Origin of the sequence: Aquipuribacter nitratireducens (assembly GCF_037860835.1) — a bacterium.
Taxonomy (GTDB): Bacteria; Actinomycetota; Actinomycetes; order Actinomycetales; family JBBAYJ01; genus Aquipuribacter; species Aquipuribacter nitratireducens.
In genome coordinates, this window is sequence record NZ_JBBEOG010000002.1 from 547,134 (window position 1) to 561,458 (window position 14,325).

12 protein-coding genes are annotated in these 14,325 nt (G+C 75.2%); 10 read left to right on the forward strand and 2 right to left on the reverse strand.

Features of this window, described 5'->3' with window-relative positions; genetic code table 11:
* Together aceB and aceA are read right to left on the reverse strand one after the other, a co-directional pair.
* Window positions 1-1,758, reverse strand: coding sequence for a malate synthase A (aceB, locus tag WAB14_RS05945; protein ID WP_340268327.1), 1,758 nt, complete (start codon window positions 1,756-1,758; stop codon window positions 1-3).
* A 62-nt stretch (window positions 1,759-1,820) separates the two neighbouring features.
* Window positions 1,821-3,185 carry an isocitrate lyase gene (aceA, locus tag WAB14_RS05950; RefSeq protein ID WP_340268329.1) on the reverse strand — a complete coding sequence of 455 codons (1,365 nt, stop codon included), beginning with the start codon at window positions 3,183-3,185 and terminating at the stop codon, window positions 1,821-1,823.
* Window positions 3,186-3,313: 128 nt separating this feature from the next.
* Here aceA and WAB14_RS05955 point away from each other — a divergent pair, with 128 nt between their 5' ends.
* From WAB14_RS05955 to trmD, 10 genes are all read left to right on the forward strand, one after another.
* Window positions 3,314-4,786, forward strand: a complete 1,473-nt coding sequence (locus WAB14_RS05955; RefSeq protein ID WP_340268331.1) for a helix-turn-helix domain-containing protein — start codon at window positions 3,314-3,316, stop codon at window positions 4,784-4,786.
* Between the two features lie 202 nt (window positions 4,787-4,988).
* Window positions 4,989-6,329 (forward strand): ammonium transporter, encoded by a 1,341-nt coding sequence (locus WAB14_RS05960; RefSeq protein WP_340268503.1) that lies wholly within the window; start codon window positions 4,989-4,991, stop codon window positions 6,327-6,329.
* Window positions 6,326-6,664 carry a P-II family nitrogen regulator gene (locus tag WAB14_RS05965; protein ID WP_340268333.1) on the forward strand — a complete coding sequence of 113 codons (339 nt, stop codon included), beginning with the start codon at window positions 6,326-6,328 and terminating at the stop codon, window positions 6,662-6,664. The genes WAB14_RS05960 and WAB14_RS05965 overlap by 4 nt, the downstream gene beginning before the upstream one ends.
* Window positions 6,665-6,773: 109 nt before the next feature.
* Window positions 6,774-9,221 carry a [protein-PII] uridylyltransferase gene (locus WAB14_RS05970; protein ID WP_340268334.1) on the forward strand — a complete coding sequence of 816 codons (2,448 nt, stop codon included), beginning with the start codon at window positions 6,774-6,776 and terminating at the stop codon, window positions 9,219-9,221.
* 55 nt (window positions 9,222-9,276) lie between these two features.
* Window positions 9,277-10,845 (forward strand): signal recognition particle protein, encoded by a 1,569-nt coding sequence (gene ffh / locus WAB14_RS05975; RefSeq protein WP_340268336.1) that lies wholly within the window; start codon window positions 9,277-9,279, stop codon window positions 10,843-10,845.
* Between the two features lie 2 nt (window positions 10,846-10,847).
* Window positions 10,848-11,951 (forward strand): amidohydrolase family protein, encoded by a 1,104-nt coding sequence (locus WAB14_RS05980; protein ID WP_340268338.1) that lies wholly within the window; start codon window positions 10,848-10,850, stop codon window positions 11,949-11,951.
* A 168-nt stretch (window positions 11,952-12,119) separates the two neighbouring features.
* Window positions 12,120-12,635, forward strand: a complete 516-nt coding sequence (rpsP, locus tag WAB14_RS05985; RefSeq protein WP_340268340.1) for a 30S ribosomal protein S16 — start codon at window positions 12,120-12,122, stop codon at window positions 12,633-12,635.
* A 1-nt stretch (window position 12,636) separates the two neighbouring features.
* On the forward strand, window positions 12,637-12,876 hold the full coding sequence (locus WAB14_RS05990; protein WP_340268342.1) for an RNA-binding protein: 240 nt from the start codon (window positions 12,637-12,639) through the stop codon (window positions 12,874-12,876).
* A gap of 12 nt (window positions 12,877-12,888) precedes the next feature.
* A complete protein-coding gene (gene rimM / locus WAB14_RS05995; RefSeq protein WP_340268505.1) occupies window positions 12,889-13,446 on the forward strand; it encodes a ribosome maturation factor RimM in 558 nt (185 codons plus the stop codon).
* Between the two features lies 1 nt (window position 13,447).
* The gene (trmD, locus tag WAB14_RS06000; protein ID WP_340268344.1) at window positions 13,448-14,245 is read left to right on the forward strand and encodes a tRNA (guanosine(37)-N1)-methyltransferase TrmD; all 798 of its coding nucleotides are present in this window, start codon (window positions 13,448-13,450) and stop codon (window positions 14,243-14,245) included.
* Window positions 14,246-14,325 lie beyond the last annotated feature (80 nt).

Consider the following 14,325-nt stretch of genomic DNA (forward strand, 5'->3'; position numbering starts at 1 on the left):
TCAGGCGGCCGGGTCCACGCGCGCCGCAGCGCAGCCGCTGAGGTCGCGGACGTCGACGGCCTCGTCGCGACCGACGCTGCTCGGCGGCTCCGCGAGCGTGACGAGGTGCCGGGCGTACGCCGTCGTCGTGAGGAAGGACGGGAGCCGCTCGGCGAGGAGCGCCTCCCGCAGCAGCTCGGCGGCGTCGACGAACCGCGCGGTGCGGGCGTCGTCGCCGGCGACCGGCTCCCGCGCTGCGGCCAGCTCCTCGGCGAGGACCTGCTCGACGAGGTCCCGGCTCACGGCCCGGCCGTCGGTGAGCCGCACCTCCTCGCGCAGCCACTGCCACACCTGCGAGCGGGAGATCTCCGCGGTGGCGGCGTCCTCCATGAGGCCGTGGAGCGCGACCGCACCCCGCCCGCCGAGCCACGCCTCGAGGTAGTGCAGCGCGACGGAGACGTTCGTGCGGAGCCCCTCGGCGCTCACCTCGCCCGGTGTCGCGCCGAGGTCGAGGAGGTCCGCCGCCGTCACGGCGACCTCGGGGCGGTGGCGGTGCACCTGGTTGGGACGGCTCCCGAGGACGGCGTCGAAGACCTCGCGGCACGTCCCGACGAGGCCGGGGTGGGCGACCCACGACCCGTCGAAGCCGTCCCGGGCCTCCCGCTCCTTGTCGGCGCGGACCTTCGCGACCGCCGCGGCGGTGCGCTCGGGGTCGCCGCGGTCGGGGATCGCGGCCGCCATGCCGCCGACGGCGTGGGCGCCGCGCCGGTGGCACGTCGCGACGAGGAGCTCGGTGTAGGCGCGCATGAAGGGCGCCGTCATGGTGACGTCCGCGCGGTCCGGCAGCAGGTAGTCGTGCCCCCGCGTGCCGTACGTCTTGATGGCGCTGAAGATGTAGTCCCAGCGGCCCGCGTTGAGCCCCGCGGCGTGCTCGCGGAGCTCGTAGAGGATCTCCTCCATCTCGAAGGCGGCGGGCAGCGTCTCGACGAGGACCGTCGCGCGGATCGTGCCGCGCGGCAGGCCGAGCATCTGCTGGGCGCGGACGAACACGTCGTTCCACAGCCGAGCCTCGAGGTGGCTCTCGAGCTTCGGCAGGTAGAAGTACGGCCCGCGTCCGGCGTCGAGCTGCAGCCGCGCGCAGTGGAAGAGGTAGAGCCCGAAGTCGACGATGCTGCCCGACATCGGCCGCCCGTCGACCCGGAGGTGCTTCTCCGGCAGGTGCCAGCCGCGGGGCCGGACGACGACCGTCGGCGTCGCACCGTCGGCGTCCCCCGTCACCCGGTAGTGCCGGCCGTCCGGCGACGTCCACTCGAGCGTCCCGAGACTCGCGTCGAGCAGCGTGAGCTGACCGCCGACGACGTTGTCCCACGTCGGGCTCGTCGCGTCCTCCTGGTCCGCGAGCCACACCTTCGCGCCGGAGTTGAGCGCGTTGATCGCCATCTTCCGGTCCGTGGGGCCGGTGATCTCGACTCGGCGGTCCTCCAGGCCGGGCGCGGGCGGGGCGACCTTCCAGCTGGGGTCCGTGCGGATCCACCGGGTGTCGGAGCGGAAGCCGAGGTCGGCGCCCGACGCGACCTCGGCACGGCGGGCCGCGCGCGCCTCGAGCAGCTCGCAGCGTCGCTCGGCGAACGCCTGGTCGAGCCGCCCGACGAAGGCGAGCGCCTCCGGGGTGAGGACGCGCTCGTAGCCCTCGCGGACGGGACCGAGGACCTGCACCTCCGCACCGGAGGAGGTGAGGGTGACGCGGGTGCTCGCTCGCTGGGTGCTGACGGGTGTCATGGTCGTCTCCTCGTGGTCTGGTCGTCGTGTCGTCTCGTCGTCCCGCGCAGCGCTGCGCGGGCTCAGTGGAACTGCTCGGACTCGGTGGACCCCGCGAGCGCGAGCGTCGAGCCCCCGGGGTTGAGGGCCGTCGCGACGGCGTCGAAGTAGCCGGTGCCGACCTCCGCCTGGTGCCGGACCGCCGTGTAGCCGCGGTCGGCCGCGGCGAACTCCGCCTGCTGCAGCTCGACGTACGCGCTCATGCCGCGCCGGGCGTAGCCGTGTGCGAGGTCGAACATCGAGTGGTTGAGGGCGTGGAAGCCGGCGAGGGTGATGAACTGGAAGCGGTAGCCCATCGCGGCGAGCTCGCGCTGGAAGCGCGCGATCTCGTCGTCGTCGAGGTGGGCCCGCCAGTTGAAGCTCGGCGAGCAGTTGTAGGCGAGCATCTTGTCCGGGTGCTCGGCCGTGAGCGCCTCGGCGAACACGCGGGCCTGCTCGAGGTCCGGGGTGCCCGTCTCGACCCAGAACAGGTCGGCGTACGGCGCGTAGGCGAGGAGCCGGCTGATGACCGGCTCCGGCCCGTTCTGCACCCGGAAGAAGCCCTCGGCGGTGCGCTCGCCGGTGCAGAAGCGGCGGTCGCGCTCGTCGACGTCGCTCGTCAGCAGGTCGGCGGCGAGGGCGTCGGTCCGCGCGACGACGAGGGTCCGCGTGCCGGAGACGTCCGCGGCCAGCCGCGCCGCGTTGAGGGTCCGCACGTGCTGCTGGGTGGGCACGAGCACCTTGCCGCCGAGGTGCCCGCACTTCTTCTCGCTGGCGAGCTGGTCCTCCCAGTGCACGCCCGCGGCGCCCGCCGCGATCATCTGCTTCATGAGCTCGAAGGCGTTGAGCGGGCCGCCGAAGCCGGCCTCGGCGTCGGCGACGATCGGCACGAGCCACTCCTGCGGGCCGTCCGTCTCGCCGTCGGCGTGCGCGATCTGGTCCGCGCGCAGCAGGGCGTTGTTGATGCGGCGGACGACGGCCGGCACCGAGTTCGCCGGGTACAGCGACTGGTCGGGGTACGTGTGCCCGGACAGGTTCGCGTCGGCCGCGACCTGCCAGCCCGACAGGTAGATCGCCTCGAGCCCCGCCTTCACCATCTGGGTGGCCTGGTTGCCGGTGAGGGCGCCGAGGGCGGGCACGTGCGTGCGGGTGCGCAGCAGGTCCCACAGCCGCTCGGCGCCCCGCCGGGCGAGCGTGTGCTCCTCGACGACACGGCCCCGGAGGCGGACGACGTCCTCCGCGGAGTACGTGCGCTCGACGCCGGCCCAGCGCGGGTCGGTCGCCCACTCGTGCGCGAGCGCCGCGGCGTCGGGCAGCTCGCTGCCCGGTGCCGCGGGACGGGGGACCCGGCCCACCGCGACGTCGGCCGCGGTGCGCTCGTCGGTCGGGGAGGGGAGGGTCTGCGTCATCGGAGGGCTCCTTCGGTGTCGACACGGGCGCCGTGCCCGCTGTGAGGACGACGGTGACGGCCGACGGAACGGAGGATCCAGAGGACTTTCCTCGAAGGAATCGCGGTTCTTTCGCTAATGTGAGGTTCGTGGCCGACCTCGACGTGACGCCCGACACAGCCGACGCCATCGCCGTCGGTCGACGCATCCGGTACCTGCGGCGCGAGCGCGGCCTCACGCTCGACGAGCTCGGCGCCCGGGTCGGGCGCGCGGGGTCACAGCTGTCGCTGGTGGAGAACGGCCGCCGGGAGCCGAAGCTGTCGCTCCTGCGCGCGCTCGCCGACGCCCTCGGTGTGCAGGTGCAGGAGCTCGTGGGCGCCGAACCGCCGAGCCGGCGTGCGGCGCTGGAGATCGCGTGGGAGCGCGTGCAGCGCAGCCCGTCGTACGCGGCGCTGCGCCTGCCGGAGGTGCGGGTGGGGCCGCGGACGCCGACCGAGGTCCTCGAGGCGCTGCTCGGCCTCCACGGCGAGCTCGTCCGCCGCGCGACCGAGACCGCCGCCACCCCGGAGGAGGCCCGCCGGGCCAACCGCGAGCTGCGGGAGGAGATGCGCCGGCGCGACAACTACTACCCCGACATCGAGGCCGCCGCCGACGACCTGCTGCGCGCTGTCGGGCACGGCGCCGGGCCGCTGAGCCAGCGGGTGATCGGCGAGCTGGCGGCGCACCTCGGGTTCACGGTCCACCGGGTGGAGGACCTGCCGCGGTCGGTGCGCTCGGTCACCGACATGCGCCACCGCCGGCTCTACGTGCCGCTCGAGGGCAGCCTCGCCGGGCACGACGCCCGCACCGTCGTGCTGCAGACCGTCGGGCACCAGGTCCTCGGGCACGCCGAGCCGACGAGCTACGCGGACTTCCTCCGCCAGCGCGTCGAGGTCAACTACTTCGCCGCCGCGCTCCTCGTGCCGGAGCGGACGGCCGTCCCGCTCCTGCAGGGGGCGAAGGCCCACCGCGAGCTCGACGTCGAGGACCTCCGCGACCACTTCGCGGTGTCGCAGGAGACCGCCGCGCACCGATTCACCAACCTCGCGACCCGCCACCTCGGCCTGCCCGTCCACTTCATGCGGGTGCACCGCAGCGGCGTCGTCCACAAGGCGTACGAGAACGACGGCGTCCGCTTCCCCACGGACGCCACGGGCGCGATCGAGGGCCAGACGGTCTGCCGGCACTGGACGGTCCGGGTCGTGTTCGGCGCGAGCGACGGCTCCGCCCCGTACCGGCAGTACACCGACACCCCGACCGGCACGTACTGGTGCACGGCGCACCTCGACCGCCGTCCCGGGGCCGACGGCGCCGACGGCGACTTCTCCGTCGCCGTCGGCGTGCCGTACGCGCACGTCAGGTGGTTCCGCGGCCGGGAGACGACGGAGCGCTCCCGCTCCCGCTGCCCGGACCCCACGTGCTGCCGGCAGCCGCCCGCGGCCCTCGCGGAGCGGTGGGCGGGCAACGCGTGGCCGAGCGCACGCGCGCACTCCCACCTGCTCGCGACCCTGCCGCCGGGCACGTTCCCGGGCGTCGACGACACCGAGGTGTACGAGTTCCTCGAGCAGCACGCGCCGCGCTGAGACGCTCCGTCGCGCCCCCTCCGCGCCGCGGAGTTCCCGACCGCGCGGTCCGACACACACCTTTCACACGACGGGGCCGCTCGTCACGTGCCTGTAACGGACGGCGCGCGGTGAGGAAACACCGTCACCCCACGGTGGAGCCACTGATCGGCACGGGGCGGTCCTCCCGCCGTCCCGCGACTCGGAAGGTGACAACCACATGGTGGACACAGGCACCACTGCCTGGATCCTGATCAGCGCGACGCTCGTGCTGCTCATGACCCCGGGCCTCGCGATGTTCTACGGCGGCATGAACCGCCACCGCGGCGTCCTCAACATGATGATGATGAGCTTCGGCGCCCTCGGGCTCATCAGCGTCCTGTGGGTGCTCTACGGCTACTCCGTCGCGTTCGGCACGAGCAACTCCGGCTTCATCGGGAACTTCACCGAGTACTGGGGCTTCGCAGGGCTCATGCCGGGCGCCGAGCAGCTGCAGGCCGAGGCCATCGGCGACGTCGCGTCCGGCTCCTACCCCGACATCGCCTTCGCGGCGTTCCAGGGCGTCTTCGCCGTCATCACGGTCGCCCTCATCTCGGGCGCGATCGCCGACCGCGCGAAGTTCGGCTCCTGGATGATCTTCGCCGGCATCTGGGCGACGGTCGTGTACTTCCCGGTCGCGCACTGGGTGTTCGCGTTCCAGGACGGCGAGGGCGGCTGGATCGCCGACGGCATCGAGGCGATCGACCTCGCCGGCGGCACCGCGGTCCACATCAACGCCGGCGCGGCGGCACTCGCGCTCGCGCTCGTCCTCGGCAAGCGCAAGGGCTTCGGCAAGGAGCCCATGCGGCCCAACAACCTCCCCCTCGTCATGCTCGGCGCCGGCCTGCTGTGGTTCGGCTGGTTCGGCTTCAACGGCGCGAGCTTCCTCACCTCCGACGGCATCGCGGCCTACGTGTGGGTCAACACGTTCGTCGCGACCGGCGCCGCGGTCCTCGGCTGGCTGGTCGTGGAGAAGCTGCGCGACGGCGCGTCCACGTCGCTGGGCGCCGCCTCCGGCGTCGTCGCGGGCCTCGTCGCCATCACCCCCGCCTGCGGCGCGGTGACGCCGGTCGGCGCGATCTTCATCGGCCTCATCGCCGGTGTCGTCTGCGCCTTCGCCGTCGGGCTGAAGTACAAGCTCGGCTTCGACGACTCGCTCGACGTCGTCGGCGTCCACCTCGTCGGCGGCCTCGTCGGCACCCTGCTCATCGTCCTGTTCGCCGCGCCGTCCGCCGCTGCCGCGTACGACGGCTACCCCGCCGGGCTCTTCTACGGCGGCGGGCTCGAGCTCCTGCCGCGCCAGGCCGGCGGTGCCTTCGCGGTCCTCGCGTACTCCTTCGTCCTCGCCTACCTCATCGGTCTCCTCATCGAGAAGACGATCGGTTTCCGCATCAGCGAGGAGGCCGAGGCCGAGGGCATCGACTCGACGGAGCACGCCGAGGCCGCGTACACCTTCAGCGGCATCGGCACCGGCGGCTTCGCCCCGAAGTCCGCCACCTCGTCGAAGACGGAGGTCTCCGCATGAAGCTCGTCACCGCAGTGATCAAGCCGCACAAGCTCGACGACGTGAAGAACGCCCTCGAGGCGTTCGGGATCCAGGGCATGACGGTGTCCGAGGCGTCCGGCTACGGCCGGCAGCGCGGTCACACCGAGGTCTACCGGGGTGCGGAGTACACCTCGGACCTCGTGCCGAAGGTCCGCGTCGAGGTGCTCGTGGACGACGCGGGCGCGGCGGACGTCGTCGACGTCATCGTCAAGGCGTCCCAGACCGGACGCATCGGCGACGGCAAGGTGTGGGCGAGCCCGGTCGACGAGGTCGTCCGGGTCCGCACCGGGGAGCGGGGCGCGGACGCCGTCTGAGGCGTCCGGACCCGCGCACCGAGACGCACCACCCGACCGCACCGCCAGCAGCAGGTGCCCCCGGACCCCGCGTCCGGGGGCACCTGCCCGCCCACCGGGGGACGACGACGTGGACGCCACCGCGAGACCGACCACCGACCCGCCTTCTCGACCCGGTCCCGGACCGGACGGCACGTCCGCCCGGGGCCTCGGCCGCGACATCATGCGCCGCGCGGTCCGACCCGACCTGCCGGGCCCGCAGCGACGCCGGCAGCACGCCGAGCTCGTCGTCGAGCGGCTCGGTGAGGTGTGGGCCGACGCCCTCGCCGCCACCGACCTCCCGCCCGAGGGCCCGCCGGGCGTCGCCCTCGCGATGGTGGGCAGCCTCGCCCGCGGGGACTTCGGTCCCGCCAGCGACGTCGACCTCCTGCTGCTCCACGAGGGCCGTCGCCTGCCGACCGAGCGCCTCGCGGCCCTCGCCGACGCCCTCTGGTACCCGCTGTGGGACGCGGGCCTGCGCCTCGACCACTCCGTCCGCACCATCGCCCAGTGCCGCGAGGTCGCCGCGGGCGACCTCGCCGCCGCGGTCGGGCTCCTCGACCTCGGCCTCGTCGCGGGCGACGAGCAGCTCGTCTCCCACGCCCGGACGGTCCTGCTGCAGGACTGGCGGCAGGGGGCGCGGCGCCGACTGCCCCAGGTCCTCGACGGGCTCGCCGAGCGGCAGCAGCGCCACGGGGACCTCGCCCACCTCCTCGAGCCGGACCTCAAGGAGGCCCGCGGGGGCCTCCGCGACGTCACGACGCTGCGCGCGCTCGCCGCGAGCTGGCTCACCGACCGCCCGCACGGGCCCGCGATCGACGACAGCCACGCGTGGCTGCTCGACGTGCGCGACGCCCTCCACGTCGTCACGGGGCGGCCCGGCGACCGGCTCGCGCTCGCCGAGCAGGACGCCGTCGCCGCCGTCGTGGGGGAGGACGACGCCGACCGGCTGCTCGCCCGCGTGGCCGACGCGGGGCGGACGGTGGCCTACGCCGTCGACGTCACCGTCCGCCGGGCCCGGCAGTCCCTGCCGCAGCGCCGCTGGCGTCCGGGGCCGCGGCGGCCGCGGCTGCGCCCGCTCGGCCACGGGCTCGTCGAGCACGACGGCGAGGTCGTGCTCGGCGTCGGCACCCACCCCGGTGACGACCCCTCCCTCGCGCTGCGCGCCGCCGCGACGGCCGCCCGCGCCGGGCTGCCCCTGAGCCCGGTCACGGCGCACCACCTCGCCGTCGACGGCGCGCCGCTGCCCGAGCCGTGGCCCGCGGCCGCCCGCGAGGCGTTCGTCGAGCTGCTGGGGGCCGGGGAGCACCTGCCGGGGGTGTGGGAGTCGCTCGACCTCGAGGGGCTCGTCGTCCGCTGGCTGCCGGGCTGGGACGCCGTCCGCAACCGCCCCCAGCGCAACGCCGTCCACCGCTGGACCGTCGACCGGCACCAGGTCCAGACGTGCGTGGCCGCCCAGCGCTTCCTGCGCGACGTGTCCCGTCCCGACCTCCTCCTGCTCGCCGCGCTGCTCCACGACCTCGGCAAGCGACCGGGGGAGCAGGACCACGCGCGCGCCGGGGGGCCGCTCGCCCGCCGCGTCGTCGAGCGGCTCGGGCTGGTCCCCGCCGACCGCGACACGGTCGTGCGGCTGGTCGAGCAGCACCTCGCCCTCGTCGACCTCGCCACCCGGCGCGACCCCGACGACCCCCGCACCGTCGAGGAGCTCGTCGCCGCGGTCGACGGGCGGCCCGACGTCCTCCAGCTCCTGCGGGCCCTCACGGAGGCCGACGCCCGGGCGGCCGGCCCGGCCGCGTGGAGCCCGTGGCGGGCCCGGCTCGTCGACGACCTCGTCCGCCGGGCCCTCGCCTCGATGCGCGGGGAGCCGCCCCGCGGGCCCGCGCCGCTCGCGGAGGCGGAGAGCGCCCTCGTCGAGCGGACGGCCGCCGACGGCAGCAGCCGGCTGTCCGTGCAGGCCGTCGACGGCCTCACGACCGTCACGGTCGTCGCGCCGGACCGTCCGGGGCTGTTCGCCGACATCGCCGGGGTGCTCGCAGTGCACCGGCTCGGCGTCCGGTCCGCGCTCGTCCGCACCGTCGACGGGACGGCCGTCGACACGTGGTGGGTGGAGGCGTCCGGCGCGGTGCCGGACACCGCGGTGCTCCGCACCGACCTGCACCGCCTCGCCGACGGCGACACCGCCCTCCTGCAGCGCCTCGAGCGCCGCGACGCCTCCGCGCTCCTGCGGCGGCCCTCGACCGGCCGGCCCGGGCACGACCGCCCCGTCGTCGTGGTGGCACCCGGCGCAAGCGAGGCCGCCACCGTGCTCGAGGTGCGCTCCGCGGACCGGCCCGGGCTCCTGCACTCCCTCGGGCGCGCGCTCGTGCGGTGCGGCGTCGACATCCGCTCGGCGCACGTCGCCACCCACGCGGGCCAGGCCGTCGACGTCCTCTACGTCGCCGAGGCCGACGGGTCGGGCGCACTCGCACCGCCCCGGGTCGGGGAGGTCGTCGCCGCGCTCGTCGAGGCCGCCGACCCCGACCTGGCCGCCAGCACGTAGCCGACGGCTACCCTGGCGGGCACGCCACGACCGTCCCAGCCGTGAGGACCGCCGCTTGTTCGCCTCCCTCTCCGACCGCCTGACCTCGACGTTCAAGACCCTGCGCGGCAAGGGCCGGCTCTCGCCGGCCGACGTCGACGCGACCGTCCGGCAGATCCGGCTCGCCCTCCTCGACGCCGACGTCTCGCTGCCCGTCGTCCGGCAGTTCACCGCCGCGATCCGGGAGCGTGCCCTCGGCGAGGAGGTGAGCAAGGCCCTCAACCCCGGCCAGCAGGTCGTGAAGATCGTCCACGAGGAGCTCGTCCGGGTCCTCGGCGGGGAGTCCCGGCGCCTGCACCTGGCGAAGAACCCCCCGACGGTCATCATGCTCGCGGGCCTCCAGGGGGCGGGGAAGACGACCCTCGCCGGCAAGCTCGGGCACTGGCTCAAGGAGCAGGGCCACTCGCCGGTGCTCGTCGCCGCCGACCTCCAGCGCCCCAACGCCGTCACTCAGCTGCAGGTCACGGGGGAGCGGGCCGGCGTCCAGGTGTTCGCGCCCGAGCCGGGCAACGGGGTCGGGGACCCCGTGTCGGTCGCCCGGCGCGGCGTCGAGCACGCCCGCGCCCGCGGTCACGACGTCGTGGTCGTCGACACCGCCGGCCGGCTCGGCATCGACGAGGACCTCATGCGGCAGGCCGCGGACATCCGCGACGCCGTGCAGCCCGACGAGGTCCTCTTCGTCCTCGACGCGATGATCGGGCAGTCCGCGGTCGAGACCGCGAAGCAGTTCGACGAGGGTGTCTCCCTCACCGGCGTCGTCATGACGAAGCTCGACGGCGACGCCCGCGGCGGGGCGGCCCTGTCGGTCGTCACCGTCACCGGCTCGCCGATCCTCTTCGCCTCCACCGGCGAGAAGCTCACCGACTTCGAGGTGTTCCACCCCGACCGCATGGCCGGGCGGATCCTCGACATGGGCGACGTCCTCACGCTCATCGAGCAGGCCGAGAAGGCCTTCGACGCCGAGCAGACGGCGAAGCTCGCCGGCAAGGTCGAGCGCGGCGAGGACTTCACGCTGTCGGACTTCCTCGAGCAGATGCAGGCCGTGCGCCGCATGGGCCCGCTGAAGAACATGCTGAAGATGCTCCCCGGCATGGGTGACATGAAGGAGCAGCTCGAGCAGTTCGACGAGCGCGAGCTCGACCGCGTCGAGGCGATCGTCCGCTCGATGACGCCGGCCGAGCGGGACGACCTCAAGATCCTCAACGGCTCCCGCCGCGCCCGCATCGCCCGCGGCTCCGGAACGCAGGTGAGCGACGTCAACGGGCTCGTCGAGCGGTTCACCCAGGCCCAGAAGATGATGCGCCAGATGCGCTCCGGCGGTGGGATGCCGGGGATGCCGGGGATGGGCGGCATGCCCGGCGGGATGCCCGGGGGCATCGGCCCCGGCAAGCGCGGCAAGGGCAAGAAGGCGAAGAACCAGCGCAAGGGCTCGAAGTCGGGCAACCCCGCCCGTCGCGCCGCCGAGGAGGCGGGCGTCGCCACCCGCGCCCCCGCGGCCGGCTCCGGTGCGGCGTTCGGTCTCGGCGGCGGCGAGGACCAGGCGTTCGACCCGGCACAGCTGCCCGACGCCTTCCGCGGGCGCTGAGGGTGGCCTCACCCGTCCTCCACCTCACCGGTCCCGTCCGGGTGGATGCCGACGACGTCCGCGGGCAGGCGTGGGTCGTCGACGGGCGGGTGACGTTCGAGCGGCCCTCGGCCGCCCTGGCCTCGGGGCGCGAGGCACGCGTGCTCGACGGCTGGGCGGTGCCGGGGCTGGTCGACGCCCACTGCCACATCGGTCTCGACGCGCACGGCGCCGTCGACGAGGCGACGACGGAGCAGCAGGCGCTCACCGACCGGGACGCCGGCACCCTCCTGGCCCGGGACGCGGGCTCTCCCGCGGACACCCGCTGGCTCGACGACCGCGACGACCTGCCGCGGGTCGTGCGCGCCGGCCGGCACGTCGCGCGGCCCCGACGCTACATCCGCAACTACGCCGCCGAGGTGGAGCCCGCCGACCTCGTCGCCGAGGTCCGCCGGCAGGCCCGCCGCGGTGACGGGTGGGTCAAGCTCGTCGGGGACTGGATCGACCGGGACCTCGGCGACCTCGCCCCGCTGTGGCCGGGCGACGTCGTCGCCGCCGCGATCGACGCCGCCCACGAGGAGGGTGCCCGCGTCACCGCGCACTGCTTCTCCGAGGACGCGCTGCCCGACCTCCTCGCCGCCGGCATCGACGGCATCGAGCACGGAACCGGGTTCGGCCCGGACACCGTGACGGCGGCCGCCGACCAGCAGGTGGCCGTCGTCCCGACGCTCGTCAACATCGCGACCTTCCCGCGCCTCGCCGAGCGCGGCGAGGAGAAGTTCCCCCGCTGGGCGGCCCACATGCGGGCGCTGCACGCCCGCCGGCTGCAGAACGTGCGGGACCTCCACGACGCCGGCGTCCCCCTCTACGTCGGCACCGACGCGGGCGGCAGCCTGCCGCACGGTCTCGTGGCCCACGAGGTCGCCGAGCTCGTCGGGGCCGGGCTGCCCCCGGTCGTCGCGGTCGGCGCCGGCGCGTGGGACGCCCGCCGCTGGCTCGGCCGGGACGGCCTCGGCGAGGGCGCCCCGGCCGACCTCCTCGTCCTCGGCGCCGACCCGGTCCTCGAGCCGGCGACCCTCCACGCACCCGTCGCGGTCGTGCTGCGCGGCCGGGTCGTCCGCGGCTGACCCGGCACGCGTCCGGGTGAGGGCCCCGGGCGTGGCACACTGGTCGGCTGTACCCGCCCGCCCGCGGCCCCTCTCTCCGCGGGGGTGCGAGTCCACCTGCCCACCCGGCCCGGCCCCCACCCGCGGACCAGGTGCGCGACCAGACCAGACTCAGGAGACCTTCCGCACGTGGCAGTCAAGATCCGACTCAAGCGCCTGGGCAAGATCCGCGCGCCCTACTACCGCGTCGTCGTCGCCGACTCGCGCACCCGCCGTGACGGCCGCGCGATCGAGGAGATCGGCAAGTACCACCCGACCGAGGAGCCGTCGCGCATCGAGATCGACAGCGAGCGCGCGCAGTACTGGCTCGGTGTCGGCGCGCAGCCGACCGAGCAGGTCACCGCGCTGCTGAAGATCACGGGCGACTGGCAGAAGTTCCGCGGCGAGCCCGGTGCCGAGGGCACCCTGCGGGTCGCGGCGCCGAAGGCCGACAAGAAGGCCGCCTACGAGGCCGCCATGCGCGACGCCAAGGCCGAGCCGCCGGCGCCCGAGGCGACCACCCAGCGGTCGAAGGACCGGAAGCCCGCCGAGGCGTCCGCCGAGACGCCGGCCGCGACGCCGGCCGAGACGCCGGCCGAGACGCCGGCCGAGGCGACCGCCGAGGCCCCGGCCACCGAGGAGCAGGCGAAGGCCGAGGACGCCTGACGTGCTGGCCGACGCCGTCGAGCACCTCGTGACGGGCATCGTGTCCCACCCCGAGGACGTCACCGTCGTCGAGCGGAGCACCCGCCGCGGTCCGCTCGTCCAGGTGCGGGTGCACCCGGACGACATCGGCCGCGTCATCGGCCGGGCCGGGCGGACCGCCACGGCGATCCGCACCGTCGTCAACGCGCTGTCGGACGAGGGTCCCGTGCGCGTCGACATCGTCGACCTCGACGGCCGCTGAGCCGCTGGGACGCTGAGCACCACCGGTACGCCCGAGGCGGCCGACCACGAGCCCGAGTGGCTCGTCGTCGGCCGCCTCGGTCGTCCCCACGGCCTGCGGGGCGAGCTCACGGTGCTCGTCCGCACCGACGACCCCCAGGGCCGCTTCGCACCCGGGGCAGAGTTCGCCACGGACCCCGACGTGGGGCGCGTCGCGCTCGTGCGGGCCCGCACCCACCAGGGGCGCTGGCTCCTCACCCTCGACGGCGTGACGGACCGGGACGCGGCGGAGGCGCTGCGCGACGTCACGCTCCTCGTCGACGTCGCCGGCGAGGAGCCCGAGGCCGACGCCTGGCCCGTCGCGCGGCTCGTGGGGCTGCGCGCCGTCCACGTCGACGGCCACGACCTCGGGGTCGTGCGCGACCTCGAGCACGGCCCCGCCCAGGACCTCCTCGTCGTGCGGCCCGTCGCCGGGGGACCCCCGGTCCGGGTGCCGTTCGTCGCCGCGCTCGTCCCCGCCGTCGACGTCGACGCGGGCACCGTCACCCTCGACCCGCCGGGCGGGCTGTTCGACGGACCCGGGGACGCCTGACGTGCGCGTCGACGTCGTCTCCGTCTTCCCCGACTACCTGGAGCCGCTGCGGCTGTCCCTCATCGGCCGGGCGGTGGCCCGCGGGCGGCTGCGTCTGGGCGTCCACGACCTGCGGGCCTTCACCCACGACGTCCACCGCACCGTCGACGACGCCCCCTTCGGCGGTGGCGCCGGCATGCTCATGACACCGCCGCCGTGGGGTGAGGCGCTCGACCACGTCCGCGCGGAGGGGCGCGCCCAGCTCGGCGAGCACGTCGAGCCGCACCTGCTCGTCATGTCCCCCGCCGGGGTCCGCTTCGACCAGGCGATGGCCGAGGACCTCGCCCGGGAGCCGTGGCTCGTCCTCGCGTGCGGGCGCTACGAGGGCATCGACGACCGCGTCCTCACCGACGCCGCCCGGCACCACCGCGTCACGCCCGTCAGCATCGGCGACTACGTGCTCGCCGGCGGGGAGGCCGCCGCGCTCGTCGTCGTCGAGGCCGTCGGGCGGCTGCTGCCCGGGGTCCTCGGCAACAGCGCGAGCGTCGTGGAGGAGAGCCACAGCGAGGGGCTCCTCGAGGCGCCCGCCTACACCCGACCGGCGTCGTGGCGGGGCCTCGACGTCCCGGACGTCCTCACGAGCGGGGACCACGCCCGCGTCGCCCGCTGGCGCCGCGACGAGTCGCTGCGCCGCACCGCCGCCCGTCGCCCCGACCTGCTCGGCGGCCGCTCCGCAGCCGACCTCGACCGGCACGACCTGGCGGTGCTCGCGGAGCTGGGCTGGGACGTCGTCGACGGGGTCCTCGCGCGCGCGCGCTGAGCGCGCGGCCCCGCCGACCTGCGGATTCACGACAGGGGGTGCGGCTGTGGCATCCTTCCGTGGTCGCCGGTCCGCCTGCC